This window comes from Acinetobacter sp. YH12254 (assembly GCF_013417415.1).
Taxonomy (GTDB): domain Bacteria; phylum Pseudomonadota; class Gammaproteobacteria; order Pseudomonadales; family Moraxellaceae; genus Acinetobacter; species Acinetobacter pseudolwoffii.
In genome coordinates, this window is sequence record NZ_VPEB01000007.1 from 64,337 (window position 1) to 90,426 (window position 26,090).

At 43.5% G+C, this 26,090-nt stretch carries 22 protein-coding genes; 12 read left to right on the plus strand and 10 right to left on the minus strand.

Annotated features, from left to right (window positions below):
* Positions 1-14 precede the first annotated feature (14 nt).
* From FTV29_RS07005 to FTV29_RS07020, 4 genes are all read left to right on the plus strand, one after another.
* Complete coding sequence (locus FTV29_RS07005; protein ID WP_180075267.1) at positions 15-947, plus strand: FAD-binding protein; 933 nt, start codon at positions 15-17, stop codon at positions 945-947.
* 153 nt (positions 948-1,100) lie between these two features.
* A complete protein-coding gene (locus FTV29_RS07010; protein ID WP_074383377.1) occupies positions 1,101-1,760 on the plus strand; it encodes a hypothetical protein in 660 nt (219 codons plus the stop codon).
* Positions 1,761-2,080: 320 nt separating this feature from the next.
* On the plus strand, positions 2,081-5,074 hold the full coding sequence (gyrA, locus tag FTV29_RS07015) for a DNA gyrase subunit A (RefSeq protein WP_180075268.1): 2,994 nt from the start codon (positions 2,081-2,083) through the stop codon (positions 5,072-5,074).
* Positions 5,075-5,142: 68 nt separating this feature from the next.
* Positions 5,143-5,562, plus strand: a complete 420-nt coding sequence (locus FTV29_RS07020; protein WP_005169984.1) for a hypothetical protein — start codon at positions 5,143-5,145, stop codon at positions 5,560-5,562.
* 33 nt (positions 5,563-5,595) lie between these two features.
* Here the strand turns inward: FTV29_RS07020 and FTV29_RS07025 are convergent, their stop codons facing one another.
* From FTV29_RS07025 to FTV29_RS07045, 5 genes are all read right to left on the minus strand, one after another.
* A complete protein-coding gene (locus tag FTV29_RS07025) occupies positions 5,596-6,696 on the minus strand; it encodes an ABC transporter permease (RefSeq protein WP_180075269.1) in 1,101 nt (366 codons plus the stop codon).
* Complete coding sequence (locus FTV29_RS07030) at positions 6,696-7,823, minus strand: ABC transporter permease (RefSeq protein ID WP_180075270.1); 1,128 nt, start codon at positions 7,821-7,823, stop codon at positions 6,696-6,698. Before FTV29_RS07030 ends, FTV29_RS07025 begins: the two co-directional genes overlap by 1 nt.
* Positions 7,823-8,950: an HlyD family secretion protein gene (locus tag FTV29_RS07035; protein WP_180075271.1), complete on the minus strand. Its 1,128-nt coding sequence runs from the start codon at positions 8,948-8,950 to the stop codon at positions 7,823-7,825. The genes FTV29_RS07030 and FTV29_RS07035 overlap by 1 nt, the downstream gene beginning before the upstream one ends.
* 11 nt (positions 8,951-8,961) lie before the next feature.
* Positions 8,962-10,428 (minus strand): TolC family protein, encoded by a 1,467-nt coding sequence (locus tag FTV29_RS07040; RefSeq protein ID WP_100357845.1) that lies wholly within the window; start codon positions 10,426-10,428, stop codon positions 8,962-8,964.
* Positions 10,429-10,565: 137 nt separating this feature from the next.
* On the minus strand, positions 10,566-11,747 hold the full coding sequence (locus FTV29_RS07045) for a type I restriction endonuclease (RefSeq protein WP_100329066.1): 1,182 nt from the start codon (positions 11,745-11,747) through the stop codon (positions 10,566-10,568).
* 262 nt (positions 11,748-12,009) lie between these two features.
* On the opposite strand from FTV29_RS07045, the gene serC reads away from it, so the two are divergent.
* A complete protein-coding gene (gene serC / locus FTV29_RS07050; protein WP_074383369.1) occupies positions 12,010-13,089 on the plus strand; it encodes a 3-phosphoserine/phosphohydroxythreonine transaminase in 1,080 nt (359 codons plus the stop codon).
* A gap of 593 nt (positions 13,090-13,682) precedes the next feature.
* Here serC and FTV29_RS07055 read toward each other — a convergent pair.
* Positions 13,683-14,615: a hypothetical protein gene (locus FTV29_RS07055; protein ID WP_100534844.1), complete on the minus strand. Its 933-nt coding sequence runs from the start codon at positions 14,613-14,615 to the stop codon at positions 13,683-13,685.
* A gap of 240 nt (positions 14,616-14,855) precedes the next feature.
* Between FTV29_RS07055 and FTV29_RS07060 the strand changes: the two genes are divergently transcribed.
* Positions 14,856-15,341: a YaiI/YqxD family protein gene (locus FTV29_RS07060; protein ID WP_005097638.1), complete on the plus strand. Its 486-nt coding sequence runs from the start codon at positions 14,856-14,858 to the stop codon at positions 15,339-15,341.
* Positions 15,342-15,353: 12 nt separating this feature from the next.
* Complete coding sequence (locus FTV29_RS07065) at positions 15,354-16,268, plus strand: DMT family transporter (protein ID WP_180075272.1); 915 nt, start codon at positions 15,354-15,356, stop codon at positions 16,266-16,268.
* 9 nt (positions 16,269-16,277) lie between these two features.
* Here FTV29_RS07065 and FTV29_RS07070 read toward each other — a convergent pair whose 3' ends face one another.
* A complete protein-coding gene (locus tag FTV29_RS07070) occupies positions 16,278-16,841 on the minus strand; it encodes a PilZ domain-containing protein (protein WP_005097634.1) in 564 nt (187 codons plus the stop codon).
* Between the two features lie 26 nt (positions 16,842-16,867).
* Here FTV29_RS07070 and FTV29_RS07075 point away from each other — a divergent pair, with 26 nt between their 5' ends.
* The 3 genes from FTV29_RS07075 to FTV29_RS07085 all read left to right on the plus strand — a co-directional run bounded on the left by FTV29_RS07075 (position 16,868) and on the right by FTV29_RS07085 (position 21,331).
* Positions 16,868-18,103, plus strand: a complete 1,236-nt coding sequence (locus tag FTV29_RS07075; protein WP_005097633.1) for a lipoprotein-releasing ABC transporter permease subunit — start codon at positions 16,868-16,870, stop codon at positions 18,101-18,103.
* On the plus strand, positions 18,096-18,779 hold the full coding sequence (lolD, locus tag FTV29_RS07080; protein WP_005097632.1) for a lipoprotein-releasing ABC transporter ATP-binding protein LolD: 684 nt from the start codon (positions 18,096-18,098) through the stop codon (positions 18,777-18,779). Before FTV29_RS07075 ends, lolD begins: the two co-directional genes overlap by 8 nt.
* A gap of 86 nt (positions 18,780-18,865) precedes the next feature.
* A complete protein-coding gene (locus tag FTV29_RS07085) occupies positions 18,866-21,331 on the plus strand; it encodes a DNA internalization-related competence protein ComEC/Rec2 (RefSeq protein ID WP_180075273.1) in 2,466 nt (821 codons plus the stop codon).
* Here the strand turns inward: FTV29_RS07085 and FTV29_RS07090 are convergent.
* On the minus strand, positions 21,320-22,294 hold the full coding sequence (locus FTV29_RS07090; RefSeq protein ID WP_180000985.1) for a lysophospholipid acyltransferase family protein: 975 nt from the start codon (positions 22,292-22,294) through the stop codon (positions 21,320-21,322). The genes FTV29_RS07085 and FTV29_RS07090 overlap by 12 nt on opposite strands.
* Before the next feature lie 126 nt (positions 22,295-22,420).
* On the opposite strand from FTV29_RS07090, the gene sppA reads away from it, so the two are divergent.
* On the plus strand, positions 22,421-23,443 hold the full coding sequence (gene sppA / locus FTV29_RS07095; protein WP_005170028.1) for a signal peptide peptidase SppA: 1,023 nt from the start codon (positions 22,421-22,423) through the stop codon (positions 23,441-23,443).
* A complete protein-coding gene (locus tag FTV29_RS07100; RefSeq protein WP_005170030.1) occupies positions 23,440-24,243 on the plus strand; it encodes an alpha/beta fold hydrolase in 804 nt (267 codons plus the stop codon). Before sppA ends, FTV29_RS07100 begins: the two co-directional genes overlap by 4 nt.
* A gap of 61 nt (positions 24,244-24,304) precedes the next feature.
* Here FTV29_RS07100 and purN read toward each other — a convergent pair whose 3' ends face one another.
* Positions 24,305-24,934, minus strand: coding sequence for a phosphoribosylglycinamide formyltransferase (purN, locus tag FTV29_RS07105; protein ID WP_074383364.1), 630 nt, complete (start codon positions 24,932-24,934; stop codon positions 24,305-24,307).
* Between the two features lie 6 nt (positions 24,935-24,940).
* Positions 24,941-26,011 carry a phosphoribosylformylglycinamidine cyclo-ligase gene (gene purM / locus FTV29_RS07110; protein ID WP_005097626.1) on the minus strand — a complete coding sequence of 357 codons (1,071 nt, stop codon included), beginning with the start codon at positions 26,009-26,011 and terminating at the stop codon, positions 24,941-24,943.
* Positions 26,012-26,090: the final 79 nt, after the last annotated feature.

Sequence of the window (26,090 nt, forward strand, 5' to 3'; positions counted from 1 at the left end):
GAAGGATAAAAATCATGAGTATTTTAGTTATCGCTGAGCACGACAACAAAGCATTAAACGCTGCTACTTTAAACGTTGTTGCTGCGGCGCAAAAAATCGGTGGTGATATCACTGTATTGGTTGCTGGTTCTGGCGCTCAAGCAGTTGCTGATCAAGCAGCGAAAGTTGCGGGTGTAAGCAAAGTCGTACTTGCTGATGATGCTGCTTATGCAAACCAGCTGGCTGAAAACGTAGCGAAACTGGTTGCTGAATTAGGTAAAGGTTATAGTCATATTCTTGCTGCTTCGACTACCACTGGTAAAAACATTTTACCACGTGCAGCTGCGCTTCTTGATGTGAGCATGATTACGGACATCATCGCAGTCGATGGTCCTAAAACATTCAAGCGTCCGATCTATGCAGGCAACGCGATTGCAACTGTAGAGTCAGGCGAAACTGTCGTACTGGCAACTGTTCGTGGTACAGCATTTGATGCTGTTGCTGCTGAAGGCGGTTCTGCCTCTGTAGAAGCTGCGACTGTTGCTGGCGATGCAGGCATTTCCAAGTTTATCAACGAAGAAATCGTAAAGTCTGAGCGTCCTGAATTAACAGCTGCTCGCATCGTGGTGTCTGGTGGTCGTGGTGTGGGTTCTGGTGAGAACTATCACGCGATCCTTGATCCATTGGCGGACAAGCTTGGTGCTGCACAAGGTGCATCACGTGCTGCAGTAGATGCTGGCTTCGTTCCTAACGATATGCAGGTTGGTCAAACCGGTAAAATCGTTGCACCTGACCTGTACATCGCTGTCGGTATTTCTGGTGCAATTCAGCATTTGGCCGGTATGAAAGAATCTAAAGTGATCGTTGCGATCAACAAAGATGAAGAAGCGCCAATCAATGCAGTGGCTGACTACTGGTTAGTTGGTGACTTGAACACTGTTATTCCTGAATTGGTTTCTAAAATCTAATTCCTGAATACAGTTTAAAACGCCTCTTAGTCTCTGTACCAAGAGGCGTTTTTTATTGGAAAATTTTTAAAGATACTCGGCAGTCGAAACTAGAGTATGTGATTTGGATGAAAAGTGATAAAATCCTGCTTTGCTTTTTCTCCTGTTTTGATCATGTCCTTTTCCAGAACCGCTCATATCCTGTTTATTAGTTTCCTGCTGATTGCGCTCTATGTGAGTATTTGTGTGCATACTGCGTTGAATGCACCGCTGTCAGTAACCCAGTATTTATTCAGTGAGTCGGGCGCTTTTGAAGTGCTTAGTCCTTGGCTATGGTACTTGCTGGCCATGCTGTGTCTGCTAAATACTGAAATTAAACTGAATACCCGGATATTTACCGCTGCTGCTGCGATATTGTTGGGCTTCAGGGAAATGGACTTTCATAAGCGACTGTTTGACGACAGCTTTATTAAAACCAATTTCTATCGCAGTGCTGAAATTCCGCTCATGGACAAGCTGCTGGGCTTTATTTTATTGCTCGGCATTATTTTTGTCTTTCTGGTACTGGCAAAAAAATTGGTAAACACCATACGCAGCATGAAAGATTCTTTGAATATTGCGCATTTTTTTATCTTCCTGACCATTGCCTGTGGCGGACTGAGCAAGGTTCTGGATCGCACGACGTCAACCCTCAGGGAGGAATTCAATATTCAGCTCATACCACATACGCAGGTCATGATCATGACCATTGAGGAAGGGGTGGAGATGCTATTGCCGATTCTATTGATTGTGGCGGTGCTGACTTATCGCAAGGTACTGAATCAAGCGCATTAAAAGACAGATTAAATCTAAGGAAGATGCCCATTTTGTGTGTGCATCTTTTTTTTGCACTGCTGTTTTTATGTATATTTTGGGTGCAAAAAAATATGGATGTGGTGCACTTGTTTTTGACGCTGAAATAACAGGAAAATGACCACTAAAATGAAGATAATTAACAAGGTTAAGCTGAATATTTCGACACAAAAATACAAGTGTTTATGCTATAATTTAGGGCTGTATTTTAGTTTTTAACTCAGTCGTTTGAGTTAATGATTTTGCTAGTTTTACGACATATAAATACAAGCCAAAACTGGCTTGTAGAATAAGGAGTATGCATGAGCGTATCGGAAATTAGACCGATTGCCATTGAGGATGAACTTAAAAGCTCATATCTCGATTATGCGATGAGCGTGATTGTGTCACGTGCATTGCCCGATGTACGAGATGGTTTAAAACCTGTTCATCGTCGTGTGCTTTTCGCAATGCACGAATTAGGCAATGACTATAACAAAGCTTATAAAAAGTCTGCACGTGTCGTCGGTGACGTGATCGGTAAATATCACCCGCATGGTGACTATGCCGTATACGAAACCATTGTACGTATGGCACAAGATTTCAGTTTGCGTTACCAGTTGGTCGATGGTCAGGGTAACTTTGGTTCGGTCGATGGCGACAGCGCAGCAGCGATGCGTTATACCGAAGTGCGTATGCGTAAACTGACCCACGAACTCTTGGCGGATCTTGAAAAAGATACCGTCGAGTGGGAAGACAACTACGATGGCTCTGAGCGTATTCCTCAGGTGATGCCCACCCGTGTACCGAACTTATTGGTTAATGGTGTAACCGGTATTGCGGTGGGTATGGCGACCAATATGGCGCCGCATAACATGACTGAAGTTGTGAATGCGTGTCTGGCCTATGCCAATGATCCCCAGATCAGCATCGAAGGGTTGATGGAACACATTTCTGGTCCGGACTTCCCGACAGGTGGTATTATTTACGGTAAATCGGGCATCGTGGATGCCTACCGTACCGGTAAAGGCCGTTTACACATCCGTGGCAAGTATCACTTCGAAGAAGATCCGAAGAATGGCCGTACCACGATCGTGTTTACGGAAATTCCATATCAGGTCAATAAAGCAAAAACCATTGAACGTATTGCTGAACTGGTTAAAGAGAAAAAACTGGAAGGTATTTCCGAGCTGCGTGACGAGTCTGACAAAGACGGTATGCGTATCGCGATTGACTTGAAACGTGGCGAAAACGCCGAAGTGATCGTGAACAACCTGTTCCAGAATACGCAACTTGAAAACTCTTTCAGCATCAACATGGTCTGCCTGGACAATGGCCAGCCTAAACTGATGAACCTGAAAGATATTATTGCAGCGTTTATCCGTCACCGTCAGGAAGTGGTCACCCGTCGTACCATGTTCGAATTACGCAAAGCGCGTGAACGTGGTCATATCTTGGAAGGTTTAACCGTTGCTCTGGCGAATATTGATGCCATCATCGAAACCATCAAAAGTTCTGCAAACCCGGCTGAAGCGCGTGAGCGTTTGCAGGCAGGTGAGTGGGCAGGTGGCGGTGTATTGGCATTGCTAGAAAAAGCTGGCTCAGTTTCTGTACGTCCGGATGAGATTGAAGGTGAAGACCCAAGTCGTCCGTTTGGTCTGGATGGCGATATTTATCGTCTGTCACCCACCCAAGTCAATGCGATTATGGAACTGCGTCTGCATCGTTTAACCGGTCTTGAACAAGACAAGTTACATGCTGAATATAGTGAAATTCTGGCGCAAATTGCTGAACTGACTGCAATTTTAAATGACTTTAATCTGTTGATGAATGTGATTCGCGAAGAGCTTGCGTTAATTCTGCAGCAATATGGCGATGCACGTAAAACGTCGATTGTTGAATCACGTATCGATTTCTCTCGTGAAGATCTGATTCCTGAAGAGCAAATGGTGCTGACGGTTTCAAAAACAGGCTATGCGAAAACTCAACCATTGTCTGATTACGCCGCACAGCGTCGTGGTGGCCGTGGCAAGTCTGCGACCAGCATGAAAGAAGACGATTACATTCAACATCTGATTGTGACGTCAAGTCATGCGACGGTACTTTGCTTTACCAACGTTGGTAAAGTCTATCGTCTGAAAGTGTATGAAGTGCCACAAGCATCACGTGGTGCCAAAGGTCGCCCAATGGTGAACTTGTTGCCATTAGACGAAAACGAGACCATTACCGCAATTTTACCGGTGATTGATGCACCGAAGAAATTCAAAGAACGTCTGGCGGACTTCAAAGCCTTCGTAAAAGCCAATGCTGCACAACTGCAAAGCAATGAAGTGATTAATGGTCACTTTACGGCACTTGAAGCGGCACTTGCTGAATCTGAAGAGGGTGCGGATGATATTTCTGATGCACTTCGTGTTCAATTGAAAGAGCTAGGTTTAGAACTTTCAACGACCGATCTTGATGATGACATCATCAATGATTTTGCACAGCAGGCTGAAGCGGTTCGTAAAAACTTCTATGTGTTTATGGCGACTGAATACGGTACGATTAAACGTGTAGAACTTGAACAGTTCTCGAATGTGCGTTCAAACGGTTTACGTGCGATTGAACTGAATGGCGATGACACTTTAATTGGTGTTGCGATTACTGACGGCGAACAGCAAATCATGTTGTTCTCGAACGAAGGTAAAGCCATTCGCTTTGCAGAAACTGATGTACGTTCAATGGGTCGTTCAGCCAAAGGTGTGCGCGGTATGCGCGTGACCATCGGTGCAGCAGCCTTGCTGGAAGAAAGCGAAGAAACTGAGATCGAGTCTGATGATGAAGATGCTGCAGATTCAGCATTGATCAGCCGGATTGTATCTTTAGTTGTTGTCCCTGAAACTGGCGAAGTATTGTGTGCTTCTGAAAATGGTTATGGTAAACGTACCCCGGTGGATGACTTCCCGACCAAGAAACGTGGCGGTAAGGGTGTGATTGCACTCAAGACCTCAGAACGTAATGGTCAGTTGGTCGGTGCAGTAGCGATTGATGCATCTAAAGAGCTGATGTTAATTTCCGATGGCGGTACTTTGGTTCGTACCCGTGCCTCTGAAGTGGCTCAAACCGGTCGTAATGCACAAGGTGTTCGTCTGATCCGTCTCGGTAATGAAGAGTTACTGGTTGGTGTGGTTTCAGTTGAAGCTGTTGAAGAAGATGAGTTTGTTGAAGCGATTGAAGGTGAAGAATCTTTAGTAGCAGAAACAGATGTAGCGACTGAAACAGATGCAGTAGCTGAACATGTTGAAAAAGATGGTGAAAACTCAGTAGAAGAATAAGTGTTCTATTGATAAAAAGGGCGCTTCGGCGTCCTTTTTTATAAATCTTGACTGAATGAAGGTAAGCGATGAAAACCCAATCAATGTTGTTAGCGGCAGCAGTTGCATTAAGTGGCTGTAACTCAATGGACAATATCCCAAACCCAAGTCCTGAGCAGGAACAGGCAGCACAGCTGGCCTATGAGGATTTGCGTGATGGGAAGTATGACGAGTTTCTGGATCAGCTAGAGCCGCAATTGCAAACACAGTTTAAGGACAACGAAAAGCTGATGAAACGCTTTTCACGTTCAATTCCGAAAGGTGAGTACAAGTCTAAAACTTTAATGACCAAGCAGATTGAAGAAGCAACCAACCAGCCTGGCCAATATAAGATCAGCTATGAAATTGCCTATCCAAATAATCTGGTGCAGTATGATGTCAGTTTCGACCAGCCGAATGGTAGCAACAAGATTCGTAATTTTAATATTCAGGTCTTTGGCGAATCTTAATCCATAAGTTGATGGCAGCATAAATCCAATGCTTTATCTGCTTTGACTCACTTGAATCAAACGTCGATAAGCCAAGAAAAAACATAAACTGCCTATCAGCCCCAGATATATCAGTTTAGGCAAAATCAGTGCGGTCGGTACACCCATCTGATTCAGTTGAATAAACATCTGCACCATTTGGGTAGAAGGCAGTATCTCAGCGATCACTTGCATCCAGATGGGCATAGCTGCATGTGGCCAGGCAGCACCGGATAAAAAAAATAGAGGGATAGAAGTAAAAACAATTACATGTCCAGCGCGTTCCGGCATATCCAGAAAACTGGCAAATAGGCAGGTGATTCCAATCACAGTATAAACGAAAACCGGCACAGCCAGCAGCATGCCGAATAGGTTACCCCCTCGCGGATAATCAAATAACCAAAAGGTAAATCCAAATAAATAAAAACAACCCAGACAGCCAATGCTCAATATCGCTAAACATAGCCCAATCAACGCATTTGAGTTTAACTGCACTTTTCTTTCGCGGTACACCAGAATCAGCATATTCAAACCTAAAAAAATGGTCTGATGAATGATGAGAGGGGCGACCGCAGGAAAGACATAACTACCATAGCCGGAGAGCGGATTAAACAATGGAATCTGATGCACTGATAGGGCAGGAGAAAAATCTGAAACCTGGCCAAAACGTTCAGCATAGTCTGCTAAGGTCTGCTCAAGAGAGGTCGCTAAACCGATCCCCATCTGTTTGGTGACTAAAAAATTGGCAGCACTTAAGTACAGTCCTATTCCGCCCGTTTCACCATGCCTTAACGTTTGCGATAAATTGTCCGGTAGCAGCAAAATCCCATCCGCTTGTTGCGATTCAACCCATGTTTTGGCTTCGGCGAAATTGCTGGTAATCGCCTTGATTTCAACATTCGGGCTTTGATGGACTTGGCCAATAATCCGCGCGCTCAAGTGACTTTGTTCTGCATCAACAATAATAATCGGTAAGGCTTCGGCTTGCTGTGCCTGATAAGCAAAGGGATAAAAGAAGCTATAAAACAAGACCGATAAAATCAGTGTGGTAAAGATAGCGCCGTGGCTGGCAATATCTTTAAAGCTGCGCAGATAATAAAACCAAAGGGATTTCATCAGGCTGCTCCTTTGGCTATTTTCTTGAGAAAAATATAGGCTAGCAGTGCGTACACCACCACATAGGCCAGCAAGATCCATACAGCTTGCAGTGAGATCTGCACTGGACTGCCAATCATCCATTGTTCAGTTTGTAATTTGGCATAAGGAGTAAAGGGGATAATATTGGCCCAAAACTGGGTGAATAGGGGTGCATTATTTAAGGGTAAAGTCACCCCGGCAAAGCTCAATGATGACCCACCATATACAGCAATCAAGCCGAAAGATTTACTTAAATCTTGGGTGGCCAGCACCACCGTAGCGCTTAAAAATGCATAGGCGCTATACAGCAGCAATTGTGCCAATAAAATCAGACCAAGCGAACCGGCAACAAACCAGCCGCGAATTTCAATCATCCAAAACATCCACGCCCAAGTCCATAGACTAAAAATAGCCACATAGACCAGATTTTTAGACACTAAAGCCATCCAGATGGATGAGTTGCTAATCCAGCTTGTTAAGGTCTGCCGCTTCAGTTCCTGACCGACGGAAAATGCCACACAACAACACAGCAGTAAATGCAGAACTGCGAGAATGACATAAGGTTCTAGATATAACTCATAATTCAATTGCGGATTATACAAAGGTGAGATCTTGATCTGTGGTATCGGTGCTTGGATATAGGGCAGTCGATTCACCAGATAGTGCTGTTCAGTAAACTCAGCTAGGGCTTGTAAGGTACTCACCAGCATGGCTGAAGAAATTGTATTGCCGATACTGAAATAACTCTGGTTAAAGGCAATGCTAATTTCTGCATCCTGAGCACGAACAAAACGTTGTTCGGCACCATTTGGAATATGGATATAACCCCAAATTTTATTTTCATTCAGTAGGTGTTCAACTTCAGCGACTTGCTGGGATACCGTTTCAATTTTAAGGGTATGATTGAGCGAGACATGTTGATAGATGCTTCGGCTGAGCGCACTTCGGTCTTGATCAATAATGGCAATGGGTAAATGAGTAGGCTTGCCCTGCGCAAACATGCTGCTGAATAAAATAATTACCAGAGCGGGTGCCAGCGTAACCAGGCACAGATCCCATTTTTCTCGGAGCAAATAGCGTAGTTCGCGCCATATACCCAGCCACATTAGGGTGTCTCTTTAAGTTTAAATAATACGCTCATACCGACTTTCAGTTCAGGTATGGTTTGTGTCGGTAGCAAATGCAGTTTAAAACTTCTCACATCATAGCCGCCGGTTTGGCGGGTGGTTTTAATGGTGGCAAACTCACCTTCAGCGCTAATACTTTTGATCTGAAAACTGGCTGTTTGATCCAAGGCTGGAATATAACCTTGAATGCTTTCTAATTTTTGAAATGGAGCATACTGGTCTTCGCGAATATTCAGGCTTACCCACATCTTCTCTTCAATCAGGCTGACCACGGGCACTGCGGTTGCGACCAACTCAGATATTTTGCCATAAGTTTTAGACACCGTTCCATTGACGGGGGCCAGCAATTCGGTTTCTGCTTCTAGCGCATTGGCTTCGTTTAGAGCAGCCTGGGCAATGTCTACTTGTGCATCGGCTGAACTCTTTTGCTGCGGGGTGCTGCCACGCTTGGCACGTGCATATTGCTGATAGGCGGCCTCAGTCATTTCTAGCGCAGATTGACTGGCTGCATACAGTTCATCACGGCGCTGACGTGAAATCACACCTTCCTTAAATAGATTTTCCCCACGCTGATAAGATACTGTGGCGAGATTTTGCTGTGCTTTTAGCGATTGCCAGTTGGCATACAGACTCGCGACATTTTCTTCCTGCGAGCCACGTTCAGCTGTGGACTGTAAGGCCAAAGCCGATTGTAAAGCTGCTGTAGCTTGCTGTTTTTTAGCTGCAATTTCCGGGCTATTTAAGCGAACCAGAACATCGCCTTTTTTAACTCGCTGACCTTCTTCCACATAGATTTCTTCAATCCGGCTTGGCACTTTGGTGGCCACCTGAATCGTTTCAGCCTCGACACGACCTTGCAATTCAATCGGCGTTGGTTGATAGCTTTTCCATAATCCAAAAATAATCACGGCCAGCAGAATAGGAAGCAACGCCAGCAGTAGATATTTTTTCTTTTTGGAGATTTCAGGAGGCTGCTCATCGGTCGAGGTCGTCGCGTGATTTTCCTCTAGCGTTGCTGATTGGGTCTGTGGAGCGGGAGAGCTTTCTGTTTCGGTAGATGAAACCGCTTCATTCACAGGATCATTGGGTTTTTGATCGTCGTTCATGTTCGGCTCCATTAGCGAATATAGTGGGTATTGGTGTGTTGAATATAATTGGGAAATTCTGCAATCGAGCCATGGCTTTGTAACAGGGTGGCCAGTGACATCACATATTTATAGGCATTCAATGCAGTTTCGGCTCGTAGCCCGCTAAGCATGTTTTGGGCATCAATGACCTGTGTTGCTGTTCCGATATCCTCTTTAAAGGACAACTCTTGAATGCGTAAATTTTCCTGCGCAGCTTTTAGATTTTGTTCCAACAAAGCATGACTTTGCTGTGCACTCAAGGCTTCGCTATAAGATTTATAAATCAGGTTTTCAATCTCTTGCTGGGTGCGTGAGGTGAGCAGTTCTGTGGCATAGCGTTTGAGCTCGGCCGCCTGAATATTTTTGTTTTTATCAATCCCTGAAAACAGGTTATAGCGTGCGGCAACACCGACAATCCAGTTTTGATTCTGATCCAGACTATATTCACCAAAAGCAAAGACATTGGGTTTTTTTGCTGCTTGCTGAGCTTTGACATTGGCTTGTGCTAATTGGGTATCTAGCTGCATTTTTTGAATCAGCGCAGAGTTTTGACTAAAGGTTTTCAGTAGTTGATTTAAAGCCTGTGGCTCGGTCTGATTGACAAATAAAGGTGTCGACAGTTCAGTGATACTGCTTTGTTGCAGCAGATTATTCAGTTGAAATAGACTGGCATTTAAATTGGTTTGCATATTTTGCTGACTGCGCTCGGCATTATTACGCGCCACTTCAAACTGCATGCGCTGGCCTTTGCTAATAAAACCTTGCTGTTCCATTTTTAAGGCATTGCGATAATGCTGTTGCATGGCATTCAGATTAAATACTGCTGCTGCATGGAGTTGCTTTTGCAGTTGCACATTAAAATAACTTTGAATCAGTTCGAAACGCTGCGTGTCTTGTTGCTGTTGATTACTGAGCTGACTGCGACCGACCTGAAGATTGGCAATCTCCTTGGCGCTATGAGTCAAACCACCGGTATAAAGCGGCATCATCATGGACACGGTAGGACGAATCACTTGATCTTCGAGTACGACCTTGGAGGTATCGGGAATTAAGCCTACACCGTCATGAATCGGTTGTTGTAAACCTTCTTTTAAAGGATTGGCAATATTCTCAGCTAAATTAAACTCATCAATTTTATTATTTAAGCCATTGGTGAGAGATTGCTCCAGGTTGTTTTTAAGAGCACCCAAAGGAATATCTAATTCATTATGAAAGGCATAAGCACGCACATTCAGATCGACACGTGGTAATCCCAAACCTTTTACCGCTTCAGCTTCAAGTTTTGAGGCTTGTTCCAAGCTTTGATAGGCCTGACTGCTATAAGAAGACTGCAATAACTGTTTTTCGGCGTCTTGAAAACTCAAAGTCTGGGCGTATAGACCCTGGCTATTCAACCATAGACCTGACAATAATCCACACCCCAAAAATAATTTACTTTTATAGTTCGTCATATTCATGCAAGCAGATGGCCAAAGTGAAGAATAAGTTGATTTGTGTACATTATAAATCAGTGGTTTGCAGCTCAGTAAGGGGCATGGTTGTAGTATTGTTTATTTTACATCTGTCTAGCATCAAGGACGCTTGCGCGTCCTGACTAACTTAGGGCGGTTCTTTTGAAATTTTCATCATTCATGCAAAAATCTAAACAATCTTTTAAAACCCCTACGGCTCTATAAATATGCTCCGGTTTATCCAGATAAATTTGTCCATTATTTAACACTTCTAGACCCGCTCTATTTAATTCAAGTTTATGTCTCTCATCAATGGGAACAATAAATTGAACAGTAGGACGTTTTCGGTTCACATCATAGCGGAATAACCATCTATTATTTTTACTTTGATACAGAATGGAATAATAGCTCTCCGTATCTTTTCCGGTGAGTTCATGGTCTGGAAAAAGTTCATGGATAATATTTTGTAAGCTTTGTTCATCTACCGTGGTAACAATTCTTTGATTCTGAGGATTTATAATGTCTTGTTGAAGATTTGAGGGAGTCGGCTCTTCTGAAACTTCATCAGTCCTTAATTCAGTTTGTTGCTCAATGGGTTGTGCTGTAATGACGGTGGGTGCAGATAAGCCTTTTAAAACCGTATCGCTAATTGCACGTTCGACTGCTTGTTTAACGAAGGGTTGAATTGATTCAAGGAATTTTGTATTGAGCTGTCTTGGAATATTGGCTTGCTGAGCAACATAACGTACAAAATCAATATCGACTTCATTAATTGATTTTTTGATTACCGCTTTAAACTGTTGGATATACTGATTCTCTTCGGCAAAAAATCGTAATTTTTCTACATGGAAATTATCATGTTTGAATTCTGCTAATTGAGTCAGTTCTTCGGCTTGATGTTTAGTGAAATCAACAACCAGAAAAGGTTTTTCATCCATAATATTTGGATTAATGAGGTCAGTAAAAAAACGCCATTCACGTCCATTGGTAATGACGCCAATGGTCACTCCCAGAGTAGAGTTAAAATATCGGGAGAGTTGTGGTGCGTGATTTGTTAAATTACTTGCATAAGATTTGGCTTCAATAAACATAACCGGTTGACCATTACAATATAGCGCGTAGTCAACGCGCTCTGTTGATTTGACACCAGGAAAATCAGCGGCAAACTCTGCCAGTACTTTCGTTGGATCATAAGGACTGAAGCCTAAAATATCCAGAAGTGGCAATATAAGTGCTTGTTTGGTGGTTTCTTCAGTTGAGCAATGCGCACCGACACGTTTAACATGCTCAATATGTAATTTGAGGCGATTAATAAAGTTATCCATTTTTTCCCTACTTATAATTTTTCAGATTATTTTTTAATCATTGTGAGTTCATCATAATAGTTTTATTTTTAAACTCAAACATTTAATAAAAATAGGCATAATAAGTTTAATTAACCCTATAAATGGTCAACTTATCTTGTGAATCTACATTGATTTTTTGACTGTAATTACAGTTCGAGATTGAAATAATTTTGTGCAAGACCTTGCCAGATATGGTTAAATGCCATCATTTTATTGTGTCTCACATAGATAAGGAAAACTCATGCGCGCGTACAACTTCTGTGCTGGTCCTGCTGCATTACCGACTACCGTACTTGAAAAAGCTCAAGCTGAAATGCTTGACTGGCATGGCAAAGGTCTTTCGATCATGGAAATGAGCCACCGTAGTTCCGACTATGTGGCCGTGGCTGAAAAAGCGGAAGCAGACCTACGCAAACTCATGAATATTCCCGAGAACTACAAAGTATTGTTCTTGCAGGGTGGCGCATCCTTACAATTTTCGGCAATTCCATTGAACTTGCTGGGTAAAAATAACAAAGCGGACTATATCCATACCGGAATCTGGTCTGAAAAGGCCTTGAAAGAAGCGCAACGCTATGGCGATATCAATGTCGTAGAAGCAGGTATCAAAATTGATGCTAAACACGCGATTAGTGCGCAAAGCGAATGGAAGCTGTCTGCCGATGCCGCCTATGTGCACTATGCAGACAACGAAACTATTGGTGGTCTGCAGTTTGCCTCTATTCCTGAAACAGATAAGCCCCTTGTTTGTGACTATTCGTCAAGCATTTTATCTGCGCCACTTGATGTATCAAAATTTGGTGTGATCTATGCAGGTGCGCAAAAGAATATCGGCCCAGCGGGTTTAACCCTGGTGATTATTCGTGAAGATTTACTGGATCAAGCCAAAGCTGAAATTCCAAGTATCTTAAAATACTCAGATCAAGCCAAAAATGGTTCTATGGTAAATACGCCGTCGACTTATGCATGGTACTTGTCTGGTCTGGTATTTGAATGGTTGCTGGAAAATGGTGGTGTAGAGGCCATGCATAAAGTGAACCTGGAAAAAGCCAATCTGCTTTATGGTTATATCGATCAAAGCGATTTTTATGCCAATCCAATCTTCAAAGAAAATCGTTCAATCATGAATGTGCCATTTACTTTGGCCAATGCAGATCTTGAAAAACAATTCCTGAAAGAAGCAGAAGCCCAGCATTTATTGAATCTTGCGGGTCACCGCTCTGTCGGTGGTATGCGTGCCAGTATTTATAATGCAGTGCCATTAGAGGGCGTACAAGCCTTGGTGAATTTTATGGATGACTTTGCAAAACGCAATGGTTAATCCCTGAAATGTAAAAACCCAGCATAGGCTGGGTTTTTTTATGCATTCGGTTATGTCAGGGAATTTAAAAAATAAAAGTATGCAGGGTAAAGCCGCAGATCAGCATTCCCAACATGAAAAAAAGGCATGACATCATATCAATATTATAGCGAGAGCTAAGATGATGCTCGACCTGGTCTAATGTTTCTTCTTGCACGATTTTCATAGATATTTATTGTCCGATCTATTTATCGTTAATACTATTTGTTGTGAGTATTTTTATCATAAAAAATTGATTAAATAAAGTACATTCTTGATTAAAGTTCATAAATTTTCATTTTATTTAAATATCAGCTTTGGATTTGTCTGAACTTATTCGTATGCGAAATCAAAGTCTTATTTTTACAAGATTTTTAGGATTCGATTGCATGTATAAAATGAATTCATGTGAATTTAACAATGTGGATAACTCGATTTTTTAAATGATTTAAATAGGTTATTAAGCTAGAAAAAATGGGTAAAAAATAATCAAAAAAATAAAATTAAAAACAGAAAATACGGATTAAACAAAGAAGATCCCCATCAAAAAGAAGACCTTCTTTGTTTATTTTAACTTAAGCCGATTTTCTATAAATATTGGCCTGAATCCACAGATTTCCACGAATATATTGACCAATCTGGAAATTTTTATGCTGCTCATTCCGCGTTGCAATCCGGATCAAGGTGGCTGGTTGACCTTCATCATGAATCAGCGTGACATCATACAGGGTATAGTCCTGATCCATAAACTGCATGGCAGTTTTACCGACAATATTGCCCTGAAACCAGGCTTCATCTTCCTGACCCATGGTTTCACCATAAAGATAAGCCACCATTTTAGAGAAATCTACAGTGACAGGTGCTTTATCTTCTTCTGACTGTGGCTGCCAGGCATCAATCTGTTCCTGCAAATTATCGGGTGCCACGCCTTGGTTGGCTGCCAGAATATCATTCAAGGCACGGTGATGCTTGATCGAAGCCGGATCATCCACCACCAGATGTTCATGGTCAGCCACTGCTTCAAGCTCATAGGCCCAAGCATTCAGATTCACCACATAGGACTGGTCTTTTTCATAATGCGGATGATTGACGCTATACAGACTATCGAAAGCATAAATAATATTGTTGGCACCCAGATTCAGACGTAATACCGCTTGAGTATTGGATTTGCAGGAAATAATTCGGTCGATGGTCGCTTTGACCTGATAAGGACTGTCAAAGCAGGGGAATGCAGTTTTTACGGCCTGTGGCTTATTATTTTCTATGGCGATCACTTGGCTCAATTGCACCGCAGCTTTACTCGGCCCCTGAATCAGCCAGGTATTTTCATCCATATCACATTCTTGTGTGCAAATGCCCATCGGCATAATAGGCGCATCAAGAGCTTTGCCTAACCACTGTGGCACATCTGTACCTGGATTCTCGGTGAGTAATGTCCAGTGTTCGACGTGACTACCGAAATTCTGATCATCAATGGTGATGATCTCTGGGCTATTCTGATTTTTCATATGCACAATTGATCTTGGATGACTTATTTATAGTTAATCGAGGGTCATTACGATTTTTCAAGTCAATCGAATGAATTTTCAAATTAAATGCAGTCAATTTTTTTTCTAGACTGAATCACAGTTACGGCTCAAATCAAATAGATTCAAAAAAACATGAGCGACAGCAGCGATGAAAATGCAACGATTTAATCATCAACCTGATCCTCTCAATTTGCTAGAATACCCAGGATTTATACCTTAATGGGAAACCCTGTGTTGCCATTCAAACTTTGGGTCGATGCTGATGCATTACCCCGTATTTTAAGAGATGTGATTATCCGTGCGTCGGATCGCTATCAGTTGGAAGTGACTTTTGTGGCCAATCAGTCGGTGGGCATTACGCCTTCAGTCCGGATTAATTCAATTCAGGTGATGAGTGGCGCTGATGCTGCAGATAAAGAGATTATTCTGCGCATGAAAGAGCATGATATTGTCATGACCCAAGATATTCCCCTGGCGGCAGAAGTGATTGAAAAGGGCGGGATTGCCATTCATCCACGCGGTGAAGTGTATACCACGGCCAATGTCAAAGCACGTTTACATCTAAGAGACTTTATGGATAGTTTGCGTGGTGCCGGTGTACAAACGGGTGGGCCACCTCCGATTTCAGAGCGGGATAAGCGTGAATTTTCAAGCGCACTGGATCAAACCATTCAAAAACAAAAACGTAAAACATCTGCACTTTAAGAGCAATCGCGCATGTCAACACAAACCAATATGGTTGTGACCTATCTTTTATTGGTTTTTATCTGGGCCACTACACCGCTAGCCATTGTCTGGAGTGTGAGCGATCTGCATCCGCTCTGGGCACTGGCTCTGCGATTTTTTCTGGCATTGCCTTTTGCATTTATCTTGTTGTGGCTGTTTAAAACCCGTTTTCCTGTCGATTCTCTCTCGATGCACAGTTATCTGGCTGGAGCTTGCAGTTTTATTGGCTCGCAGATTTTTACCTATCTGGCCACGGATTATCTCAGCTCAGGCATTATTGCGCTGATGTTTGGTCTGGCACCTATTATTACCGGATTGATTGGCCGTTTCGTGTTTCAGCTCAAGCTCTATCCTTCACAGTGGTGCGGGATGGCGATTGCCCTGACTGGTTTGGCAGTGATTTGTCTCGGTGGTAAAGACCAGCACATTCAGCCAATCGGCATTGGTCTGATGTTACTGAGTGTGTTTATTTATTGTGTTTCGATGTTCTGGGTCAAAAAAGTCAATGCACCCTTACAACCGATGGCGCAAGCGGCAGGTTCCATTGCAGTTTCAGCAGTCATGGCGTGTGCCATGTTGCCATTTATCTGGCAATTTGTGCCAACCCAAATGCCTCAGGCAAAATCACTGATCGGGCTAGGATATGCCGTGGTGATGGCTTCGCTGATTGCCATGTTCTGTTATTTTAAACTGGTACAGAAAATCAGGGCGACCACCTTGTCTTTGACGACGGTATTGACTCCAATGCTTGCTTTATTCGTAGGTGTGCTTTTGAATGGTGAAAGCTTGTCGGGTGAGGCCTTAATCGGTGTCGGTATTTTGTTGACGGGTTTATTGTTGTATTTTTCCAGAGAAATTAAAGCGAGCTATGCAGCTCGCCTTTCATCCAGTATTCACAATGACTAAATCAGTGATTTAAGCAAAGTTGGCTTTGACACATTCACCCAGTTTGACACGGTCTTGTGGGTGCATGGTAATGAAATAAGCACCGGTCCGGAATTTGCTATTTTCTTCTTCACGACTGTAGGCCACTTGGGCGGTTGCCGCAATATGGAAGAAATTTTCCGGGTGGCTTAAAGTCACGTGCAGATAGGTGCCTTCAGTGATGGGGCGGTCACTAAAGAAACTAAAACCGGTTTCCGAAAAGTTCACCTGCTCTGGTACAGGTAACATGCTTTGTACAATTGCGTCATACAAAGAACCGGTAATAAGGTTTAATTTTTGGTTGAATAAGGATAAGATTCGAGCAATTTGTTGATCTTTTTCAGATAATTGTTCTAATTCGTAGTTAACCGCATGATCAAATTGATCTAGCTCTGCAAGTAGTAGAAAATAGCGGGGCAAGACAAAGTTAGAGTCATAAGGATCATTTAAGGCAACATCATCGGAAATAATCTGATAATTAATTCGTAAGGCAGCATCGATGCGAGACATAACGCGTCTTTCCGTGTATCCGTTTGGATGCTGTACATTTTCCATAATTTATTACCTCGGACTAGATGGTTATGTTTAAACCAATCTCGCTGTATATAGGGTTGAAATATACTCGCGCACGGCGTAGTAACCACTTCATTTCTTTTATTGCATTGGTCTCAATGATCGGTCTCACGCTCGGTGTAGCAGTCCTCATTACAGTTTTGTCTGTGATGAATGGGTTTGACCGAGAGTTGAAAAATCGTGTCTTGGGAATGATACCTCAAGCTACTGTTTCTTCAACGCAAATTCTAACAAATTGGCCCGAACTTGCAAAGCAGATTGAGCAGCATGAGCATGTCCAAGGGGTCGCACCATTTACCCAATTACAGGGCATGCTGACGGCACAGGGACAGGTTGCCGGGATTATGGTCAGCGGGATTGAACCCGAGTATGAGAAAAAAGTATCCATTATACAAAACCATATGGTCGAGGGCAGTATTGATAGCCTGAAAAAAGGTGAATTTGGTATTGTTCTGGGCAAGCAGATGACCGATGCCATGGGGGTCGGTTTAAACGATAATATTACTCTGGTATTGCCAGAGGCGACCCCTTCACCAGCAGGTGTGGTGCCTCGTTTCAAGCGCTTTAAAGTGGTGGGAATTTTCAGTATTGGTGCTGAAGTCGACTCGATGATGGGATATATCGCTTTAAATGATGCTTCAACTTTATTGCGTCTACCAGATGGTGCACAAGGCGTGCGTTTAAAACTGGATGATATTTTTGTCGCACCGCAAGTGTCTCAGGAAATCGTGCGGGATTTACCAGCCAACTTCTATGCATCTGACTGGACTTATACTCATGGTAATCTGTTCAGCGCGATCCAGATGGAAAAAGCCATGGTCAGCTTGTTATTATTCCTGATTGTGCTGGTGGCAGCATTTAATATCGTTTCATCACTGGTGATGGTGGTGACGGATAAAAAATCGGACATTGCGATTTTACGGACTTTGGGTGCTTCGCCTGCCACCATTACCAAAATCTTTATGGTGCAAGGTACGGTGATTGGGGTGATTGGGACATGTGCCGGCGCAATCCTCGGGATTATTGCAGCGACCAGTATCAGTAGCTTTATTGGCTGGTTAAACAATACCTTGGGTCTGAATATGTTTGATGCCTATTTTATCAATTATCTACCTTCTTATTTGCGCTGGCAGGATGTCTTGGTGATTGTCGGCTTGTCATTGGCCTTAAGTTTTGTCGCGACGATTTACCCCGCTTTACGTGCAGCAAAAATTCAACCGGCAGAGGCTTTGCGTTATGAGTAATCTGATTTTAGATGCCCAGAATATTCACAAATCCTTTACCGATGGCAAAGCCACCGTCGATGTGATTCGAGGCTTGTCGCTGCAGGTCAAAGCAGGTGAGTTTGTCTCGATTGTCGGTTCGAGTGGTTCTGGTAAAAGTACCTTATTGCATGTTTTGGGTGGACTGGATCGGCCAACATCAGGGCAAGTGATGGTCAATGGTCGCCGTTTCGATACCCTGTCTGAAGCAGAACGCGGCTATGTGCGCAATGAGCATTTGGGTTTTGTGTATCAGTTTCATCATCTGTTGCCAGAGTTTACGGCACTGGAAAATGTAGCCATGCCCCTGATGCTCCGCGATAATGTGAAATTTAAAGAAGCCAAACAGCAGGCTGAATACTTGCTGGAGCGGGTTGGTCTTTCGCATCGTCTGACACATAAGCCAGGTGAATTATCTGGAGGTGAGCGCCAGCGTGTGGCCTTAGCGCGTGCAGTGGTGGGCAAACCTAAACTGATGATGGCGGATGAACCGACCGGAAATCTGGATCGTAAGACTGCAGCAAAGATTTTTGAACTGCTCACCGAATTGCAACGTGAATTCAATATGGCGATGCTGATTGTGACGCATGATGAACAACTGGCACATGCAGCAGACCGAATTTTACATATGCAGGATGGTCTGTGGGTCACACCCTAAATCAAGAGAATATTCGCATTTGATTGAAGCTCACTCCGGTGGGCTTTATTATTGGGTGAAATAATAACCATAAAGAATAAGATCCAATGTTGCAGTGGCTGTGTATCGGCTGGATTTTAGGTCTGGCCTGTATGGGGAAAAGTTTTCTGTCTGTTCAACTGAGCAGCACGGTCGTTCTAATCGCGGTATTACTGTGGTATCTGGGTTGCCGTAAATTAAAGCACATTTTCAACACACCATTCAGTAATTTGGTCATGACTGGTTCAAGCCTGTTGTTAGGATTATTTCTAGGCCATGGCTATGCCAATCTGCAACTGTCTGAACGCTTGTCGACGCGTGAACATGAAGTCTCCGAAAAACAGATCGTGGTGCATATCAAAGACCTGAATAAGCTTGGTGAGCAGAATATCCAGCAAGCTCTGCATGTGCTCAGTCCTGATGGCAGTACAGTTAAATGGATGGGCTTTTTGCCTGTCCAAGAACCCGTGACTCAATCCAGTTTGATAAATACGCAGATAAAGCAGCACTCCCTTGAACTTGGACGATATTACTTAATTCAAGGCCAAATCCGACCTCATCATAGTTATGCCACCCCCGGATCTTTTGACGCTGAAAAGTGGGCATTACAGCAAAATATCATGGCCGGTTTCCGAATCAAGAGCATTCAGGAGTTACAACCGCAACAACTTTATGCGCTTGGTCATGGCAAATATTTACGCCAGCAGCAAAATTTAAGTCCGCGAATTTTACTTTGGGTAGAGCGGCAGCGACTGGCATTAAGAGAATTTGTAGCCAGGCAACCCGTACAGCATAAAGGTTTGTTATTGGCCTTATTAAGCGGTGATGAAAGCCTGTTAGATCCAGCGACAGAGCGACAATTCCAGCGTTTTGGTATGAGCCATTTATTAGCCATTTCCGGGCCGCACGTTCTGATCTTTGCCTTGATGGTCTGTGGTACTTTGCAATATCTGATTTCAAGATTTATGCCGCATATTTATCTGAAATGGCCAAGGCAGTATTTTTTGAGCCTGCCTTTTTTACTATGTGTCTTGCTGTACTGCGCCTTTGTGGGCTTTGAAATTCCAGCGCTACGCACTTTATTGATCTGCGTGATTGTGACCTTTACCTTGTTGCTCAGGCAAAATGTGCAAGCTTTAAAATTACTGATTCTGAGTGCTGCCTTATTATTGCTCTTTGATCCTTTCAGTATTTTGTCGGCTGCATTCTGGCTGTCTTATGGGGCCTGTTTTGTTTTGCTGCGAATCTATCAGACCATTCAGCAGCAACCGCGTCAGATAGAACAAACCTTATTACAACGGCTATATTTTGCGTTGAAAGTGCTGCTGGAATCACAATGGAAAATCTTTCTGGCACTATTTCCCTTGATGATGCTGTTTTTTAAGCAAATCGCCTGGATTACCCCATTCAGTAACCTGGTCGCGATTCCATGGATTGGGCTGCTGATTGTGCCTATAGATATTCTGGCGGCTTTGTTGTTTTTTATTTCAGAGCCACTTTCCAGTGTGGTATTTCAATTGAATGATGTTTTCATTCACATGCTGCTGGCATTTCTGGATCTGCTTGATCGGCTGTTTGCTCCACAACTGATTCCGGTGGCGATGAATGTCTGGATGATTACGCTGTGTATTCTGGCCTTAATTATTGTATTTTTACCGCGTGGCCTATTGCCCAAAAGCTGGACGGTGCTTGCCTGTGTGCCGCTGTGCATTCCTCAGCTCAATCAGCATGCATTTCAGCTCTCTATTCTGGATGTGGGGCAGGGACAAGCAATTTTTCTTCGGGATGGAGCACGCAGTATGATGGTCGATATGGGCGGCTATTATGATGAAGAAAAATTCAGTATCGGTCGACAGGTGATTCTGCCATTTCTGTCTGTGCAAGGTGTGGGTAAGCTGGATCAACTGATTTTAACCCATCTGGATCAAGATCATAGTGGCGCTTATCACAGTATTAAACATCAATTGAAAATTAAAGAGGTATCGTCCAATCAGATTCCTGAAATAGCGCACTCCTCCCGTTTTCAGTTCTGTCATCAAGGTCAGCAGTGGCAATGGTCTGAAGATATTCAGTTTAAAATTTTGGCACCTCGGCAGCAGCAGTTAAATACAGCCCATTTCAATAAAAATGACCGGTCTTGTGTGGTATATCTGCAAGTTAAAAATGCCGGGCCTTATCAAAATTTTTTATTGATGGGAGATGCGGGCTGGGAGACTGAATATCAGCTGCTTCAAGACTATCCCGAACTTCAGGTCGATGTGCTGGTACTCGGCCATCATGGCAGTCAGCACAGTTCAGCCTATCAATTTTTACAGGTTTTGCAGCCTAAACTGGCGATTGCATCGGCTGGGAAATTTAATCGCTATGGCCACCCAAGCCAACTGACTCAGCAACGGTTAAAAGCTCTTAATATTCCTTTATTGACCACGGCAGAACAGGGCAGCGTGCACTTTCAGCAACAAAGCTCAAAGCTGGTACTTTCTACCGAACGACATGGATGGCAATGGTTATATCGTCAGCCTTTAAGTCGCTGATTCTAGAGCGGGCGAAGCTTCATGTAATTCCTGAGTTCTTAACGCATTTACTTTGCCCAAAGCCTGTTCATGCTCCAGTGTATAAAGATTGCCCAAGCCCTGATGTGCATTAAAGCGTTTATAGCTCCAGTGATAATGTTCAGGGTGGCGACGGATTAAATTTTCAATACTATTGATAATGACTTGCGTACCCTGATTGGCATTGCCACTATAAATTTTCTCATCAACTGCCTCGATGAAGATATCAAAACCATCTTCGGTATTCCGCAGGGCATATAGAAACAGGGCGCGGGCTTTGGTCTTTTGAATCAGCTTGGCACTTAAATTACTGGTGGCCAAAGGCACCCCAAAATACGGTATATATTCACCACCGACATTTGGGGTATGGTCTGGCAAGATCACGGTGGTGCCACCTTGTTTTAAGGCCTTAAAAATCTGACGGACGCCAGATTCATCGGTCGGCACCAGATGTGCCTGTTCGCGGCTACGCGCAGCCCGTACAAACTGATCCGCTGCCTGATTTTTTACAGGTTTATACATAATGGTCATGGAAGTAAACTGGGCGACATAGGCATTCATGATTTCCCAGGTACCAAAATGTGGCACGATTAACACCAGGCCTTTATTTTGTGCCAGTGCATCATGCAGTAGATCTTCGCCAATGACGCGATGCACCCGTTTGATATTTTTCTGATTAGTTGAGCCCCAAATGGTAAAAAACTCGAAATATGACATTAATTCATTGCGAACCGCAGCACGGTTAATACGCTCACGTTCGTCATTGGACAGTTCAGAAAGGCTGATCTCGAGATTGAGGCGAATGATTTCCGAAGTTTTGGTGACTTTGAAACTGTTCACAATAAAGGCCAGAAGACGGGCCATCCATCGAGAAACCGGAAGCGGTTGGCGGCTAATGTATTTGAGTAAACCGTAAGCTGAATTCCGTGAGTCCTGTTTGGTCATTGATTTCGTCTAAGTACAATAAAAAGAGAACAAAATTTATTATAGGCGAAAACGTTTTGTTTAGACAGAATTACCCGATTCAGTGTATATAATGGGTTCAATATAAATCAATTTATTGGATTATTTATGTCCGATTGGCCACCAAAACCTGAAAATCAAATACAAAATACGCAACAGCCAGTTCAACCGACTGGTCCGGAATGGAAATTGCTGGAAAAAGCGGTTTTAGCTTCGGTTGAAGAGCAGCGCCGTGCGCGCCGTTGGGGAATTTTCTTTAAATTCCTGACTTTTGCTTATCTGCTTGTGGTGATTTTGGCACTCGGCAAGAGCTGTAGTTCAGTTTCCTCAGATGCCAGCGCTGGCGCAGGTGCTCATATTGCCGTCGTCGATATTATTGGTACGATTGCTGCCGACAAGCAGAGTGTCAACAGTAGCAATACGATTAAATCGCTGAAAAAAGCTTTTGAAAATAAACAAAGTAAAGCCGTAGTGCTGAATGTCAACTCGCCGGGTGGTTCACCGGTACAGTCCGATGAAATCTGGCAAGAAATTCAGTATTTGAAAAAGCAGTATCCCGAGAAAAAACTCTATGCAGTGATCGGTGATACCGGTGCTTCGGGTGCTTATTATATCGCTTCTGCTGCGGATGAGATTATTGTCAATCCATCGAGTTTAGTCGGTTCGATTGGTGTGATCATGCCAAATTATGGCGTGAGTAATTTGCTGCAAAAGCTTGGTGTTGAAGATCGCACCATGACTTCAGGTGACAATAAAGCCTTGCTGTCGATGACTCAACCAGTCGATCCTGCACAAAAAGCCCATGTACAAGGTGTCTTGGATAATGTGCATAGTCACTTTATTAATGCGGTAAAACAGGGGCGTGGTAATAAACTGAAATCAACCGATCCTACGATTTTCTCTGGTTTGTTCTGGACCGGTGATCAGGCGGTGAAATTAGGAATTGCAGATCGGATTGGAAGTTTAAACACCTTGAAGCGCGAACTTAAAACTGAAAGAGCCTTGAATTATACGATTGAATATAGTCCATTTGAGTCCGTATTGGGTCGCATGGGCTCATCGATTGGTGACGGAATTGCCACTTCAGTTGCGCAGAAACTTCAGTCAGAAAACAGTACGACATTGCAATGAAGCCATTGATTCATTTCGCGCACGCCAATGGCGTACCATCGAAAGTCTATCAAAAGCTGTTTGATGGACTGCAAGATGATTACGATATTATCTATGTGCCGCTCTTAGGGCCTGATAAACGTTATCCAGTGGATAACCATTGGAAAAGCCTGACTCAGCAAGTGATTGACAGTATTGTGCGTCAGTCAAAAGGTCGACCGGTGATTGGTTTGGGACATTCTCTAGGATCAGTATTAACTTTCCAGGCTACCTTGCAGCGTCCCGAACTGTTTTCGCAGATGATCATGCTGGACCCGCCGATGATTATGGGTAAAGAAGCCTTTGCCTTGCATCTTGCGAAAACTTTGCGCTTAAAAGCTTTGGACAGAATGTCTCCGGCAGGCCTGTCCAAGCGCCGTCGTGATCATTGGGATTCACGTGAACAGGCAGCAGCGTTGTTGCGTCCTAAAGGTTTTTATCAAGACTTTGATGCAGATTGCTTCCAGGCCTATATTGAGCATGCCTTGCAAGATGATCCGATTCGGGGCGGAGTAGAACTCACCATTCCTAAAAAGGATGAAGTGGCCGTGTTTAGAACCAATCCCTCACTGTGGTGGTTGCCTCAGGCGAAACCGAAAGTTCCGGTACATTTGGTCGTGGCTGAGCAAGGTCCATTTCTGGCCCGCAAGTTCCCGCAGCAGGTCGAAAAGAAATTTGGTATTCCTTTTACCGTGGTAGAGGGAGGACATATGTTTCCATTGGAACAACCCGATCAGGTAGCGGACTTGGTAAAGCAATTGATTCAGCAACAATCTGTTTGAATCATTAAAAAGAGAATATAAAAAACGCATCCGAGGATGCGTTTTTTATATTTAAATGATGTTAAAACTTGCAGAATTGAACAGGTTCTTGCATTTTCTCGTTTCGATATAGCACACCGTCTTCAGTGTATTGAATCGCACCGCTGCAAATCCATTCTACGACTTGAGGATAGATTACATGTTCAAGGCTATGCACACGCATTGCCAAACTGTCTACCGTATCGTGGTGAGAAACCTTGAGCACACCTTGAGCAAGCGCTTGGCCTGCGTCAAGTTCAGCCGTGACATAATGCACCGTACAGCCGTGCAGAACATCACCGGTATTGAGTACACGCTGATGGGTATGCATGCCTTTGTAATAAGGCAATAGAGAAGGGTGAATGTTCAACATTTTCCCCTCCCAGGCTTTTACAAATTTTTCACTTAAAATTCGCATAAAGCCGGCAAGTACCACCAGATCCGCATCCCAGTCCAGCAGTTGCTGATGCATCACATCATCAAACGCTTCTCGGTTTGGATATTGCCTGTGTTCAATAACTGCAGTTTGAATTCCTGCTTGTTGCGCACGCGTTAAAGCAAAGGCTTCAGGTTTATTGGAAATCACGCCGACAATTTGCCCTGAAAGATTGGCATCAATCAAGGCTTGTAGATTTGATCCGCTACCTGAAACAAGTACAGCAATTTTAATCATGCGAAATTATGCGAAGATCACACGAATTTTTTCGTCTGCACCTGCAACCGATTCAGCATTGTCTTGAATCTGACCCATTGTCCATGCTTTCTCACCAAGACCGTTGAGTAATTCAACAGTTTTGTCAGCTTCATTTGCATCAACCACAAGCACCATGCCGACGCCACAGTTAAAGGTACGATACATTTCAAACTGCTCTACACCGCCTTCACGTTGTAGAAGTTTGAATAGCTCAGGCCATTCCCAAGAAGATTCATTCACAAGCGCTTGAGCACCATTTGGAAGGACGCGAGGTAAGTTACCTGGCAAACCGCCACCGGTGATGTGCGCCATGGCATGTACATCGACATGTTTAAGCAATTCGAGAATCGATTTGACATAAATACGGGTTGGTTCCATTGCAACATCTGCAAGTGGGCGACCATCAACGATTTGAGTTAAATCAACATTTTTCACGTCTAGAATTTTACGAAGCAGTGAGTAACCGTTTGAGTGCGCACCTGAAGAAGCAACACCAACTAAAACGTCACCGGCTTTGACTTTAGAGCCATCAATAATTTTGCTTTGCTCAACGACACCGACACAGAAACCTGCAAGATCGTAATCTTCGCCTTCATACATGCCTGGCATTTCAGCAGTTTCACCGCCGACCAGTGCACAGCCAGCAAGCTCACAACCAGTACCGATACCAGTGACAACATTTGCAGCAACATCCACATTCAAATGACCAGTTGCATAATAGTCGAGGAAGAACAGTGGTTCAGCACCACACACGAGAAGGTCGTTAACACACATTGCCACCAGGTCTTGACCAATGGTGTCATGACGGTTCAAATTCAATGCTAAACGTAATTTTGTACCCACACCATCTGTGCCAGATACGAGAACAGGTTCTTCATAACCTTTAGGAATTTTACAAAGTGCACCAAAGCCACCTAGACCGCCCATAACTTCGGGACGTGAGGTACGCTTAGCGACAGATTTGATACGATCGACTAACGCGTCGCCCGCTTCAATGTCGACACCTGCATCTTTGTAGCTTAAACCAGTATTTGGGGTAGAAGTTGAGTTGCTCATAATGAAGTCTCCGCATTCGCGGTGGCGATTATAACCTGAATATATAAAACTCTTATGGTATTTCTGATCTAAAATGCTA

Excerpts from the sequence above, each read along its gene's own strand:
- FTV29_RS07005 (WP_180075267.1), top strand. The coding sequence starts at position 15 with ATGAGTATTTTAGTTATCGCTGAGCACGACAACAAAGCATTAAACGCT.
- FTV29_RS07010 (WP_074383377.1), top strand. The coding sequence starts at position 1,101 with ATGTCCTTTTCCAGAACCGCTCATATCCTGTTTATTAGTTTCCTGCTG.
- gyrA (WP_180075268.1), top strand. The coding sequence starts at position 2,081 with ATGAGCGTATCGGAAATTAGACCGATTGCCATTGAGGATGAACTTAAA.
- FTV29_RS07020 (WP_005169984.1), top strand. The coding sequence starts at position 5,143 with ATGAAAACCCAATCAATGTTGTTAGCGGCAGCAGTTGCATTAAGTGGC.
- FTV29_RS07025 (WP_180075269.1), bottom strand. The coding sequence starts at position 6,696 with ATGAAATCCCTTTGGTTTTATTATCTGCGCAGCTTTAAAGATATTGCC.
- FTV29_RS07030 (WP_180075270.1), bottom strand. The coding sequence starts at position 7,823 with ATGTGGCTGGGTATATGGCGCGAACTACGCTATTTGCTCCGAGAAAAA.
- FTV29_RS07035 (WP_180075271.1), bottom strand. The coding sequence starts at position 8,950 with ATGAACGACGATCAAAAACCCAATGATCCTGTGAATGAAGCGGTTTCA.
- FTV29_RS07040 (WP_100357845.1), bottom strand. The coding sequence starts at position 10,428 with ATGAATATGACGAACTATAAAAGTAAATTATTTTTGGGGTGTGGATTA.
- FTV29_RS07045 (WP_100329066.1), bottom strand. The coding sequence starts at position 11,747 with ATGGATAACTTTATTAATCGCCTCAAATTACATATTGAGCATGTTAAA.
- serC (WP_074383369.1), top strand. The coding sequence starts at position 12,010 with ATGCGCGCGTACAACTTCTGTGCTGGTCCTGCTGCATTACCGACTACC.
- FTV29_RS07055 (WP_100534844.1), bottom strand. The coding sequence starts at position 14,615 with ATGAAAAATCAGAATAGCCCAGAGATCATCACCATTGATGATCAGAAT.
- FTV29_RS07060 (WP_005097638.1), top strand. The coding sequence starts at position 14,856 with ATGGGAAACCCTGTGTTGCCATTCAAACTTTGGGTCGATGCTGATGCA.
- FTV29_RS07065 (WP_180075272.1), top strand. The coding sequence starts at position 15,354 with ATGTCAACACAAACCAATATGGTTGTGACCTATCTTTTATTGGTTTTT.
- FTV29_RS07070 (WP_005097634.1), bottom strand. The coding sequence starts at position 16,841 with ATGGAAAATGTACAGCATCCAAACGGATACACGGAAAGACGCGTTATG.
- FTV29_RS07075 (WP_005097633.1), top strand. The coding sequence starts at position 16,868 with ATGTTTAAACCAATCTCGCTGTATATAGGGTTGAAATATACTCGCGCA.
- lolD (WP_005097632.1), top strand. The coding sequence starts at position 18,096 with ATGAGTAATCTGATTTTAGATGCCCAGAATATTCACAAATCCTTTACC.
- FTV29_RS07085 (WP_180075273.1), top strand. The coding sequence starts at position 18,866 with ATGTTGCAGTGGCTGTGTATCGGCTGGATTTTAGGTCTGGCCTGTATG.
- FTV29_RS07090 (WP_180000985.1), bottom strand. The coding sequence starts at position 22,294 with ATGACCAAACAGGACTCACGGAATTCAGCTTACGGTTTACTCAAATAC.
- sppA (WP_005170028.1), top strand. The coding sequence starts at position 22,421 with ATGTCCGATTGGCCACCAAAACCTGAAAATCAAATACAAAATACGCAA.
- FTV29_RS07100 (WP_005170030.1), top strand. The coding sequence starts at position 23,440 with ATGAAGCCATTGATTCATTTCGCGCACGCCAATGGCGTACCATCGAAA.
- purN (WP_074383364.1), bottom strand. The coding sequence starts at position 24,934 with ATGATTAAAATTGCTGTACTTGTTTCAGGTAGCGGATCAAATCTACAA.
- purM (WP_005097626.1), bottom strand. The coding sequence starts at position 26,011 with ATGAGCAACTCAACTTCTACCCCAAATACTGGTTTAAGCTACAAAGAT.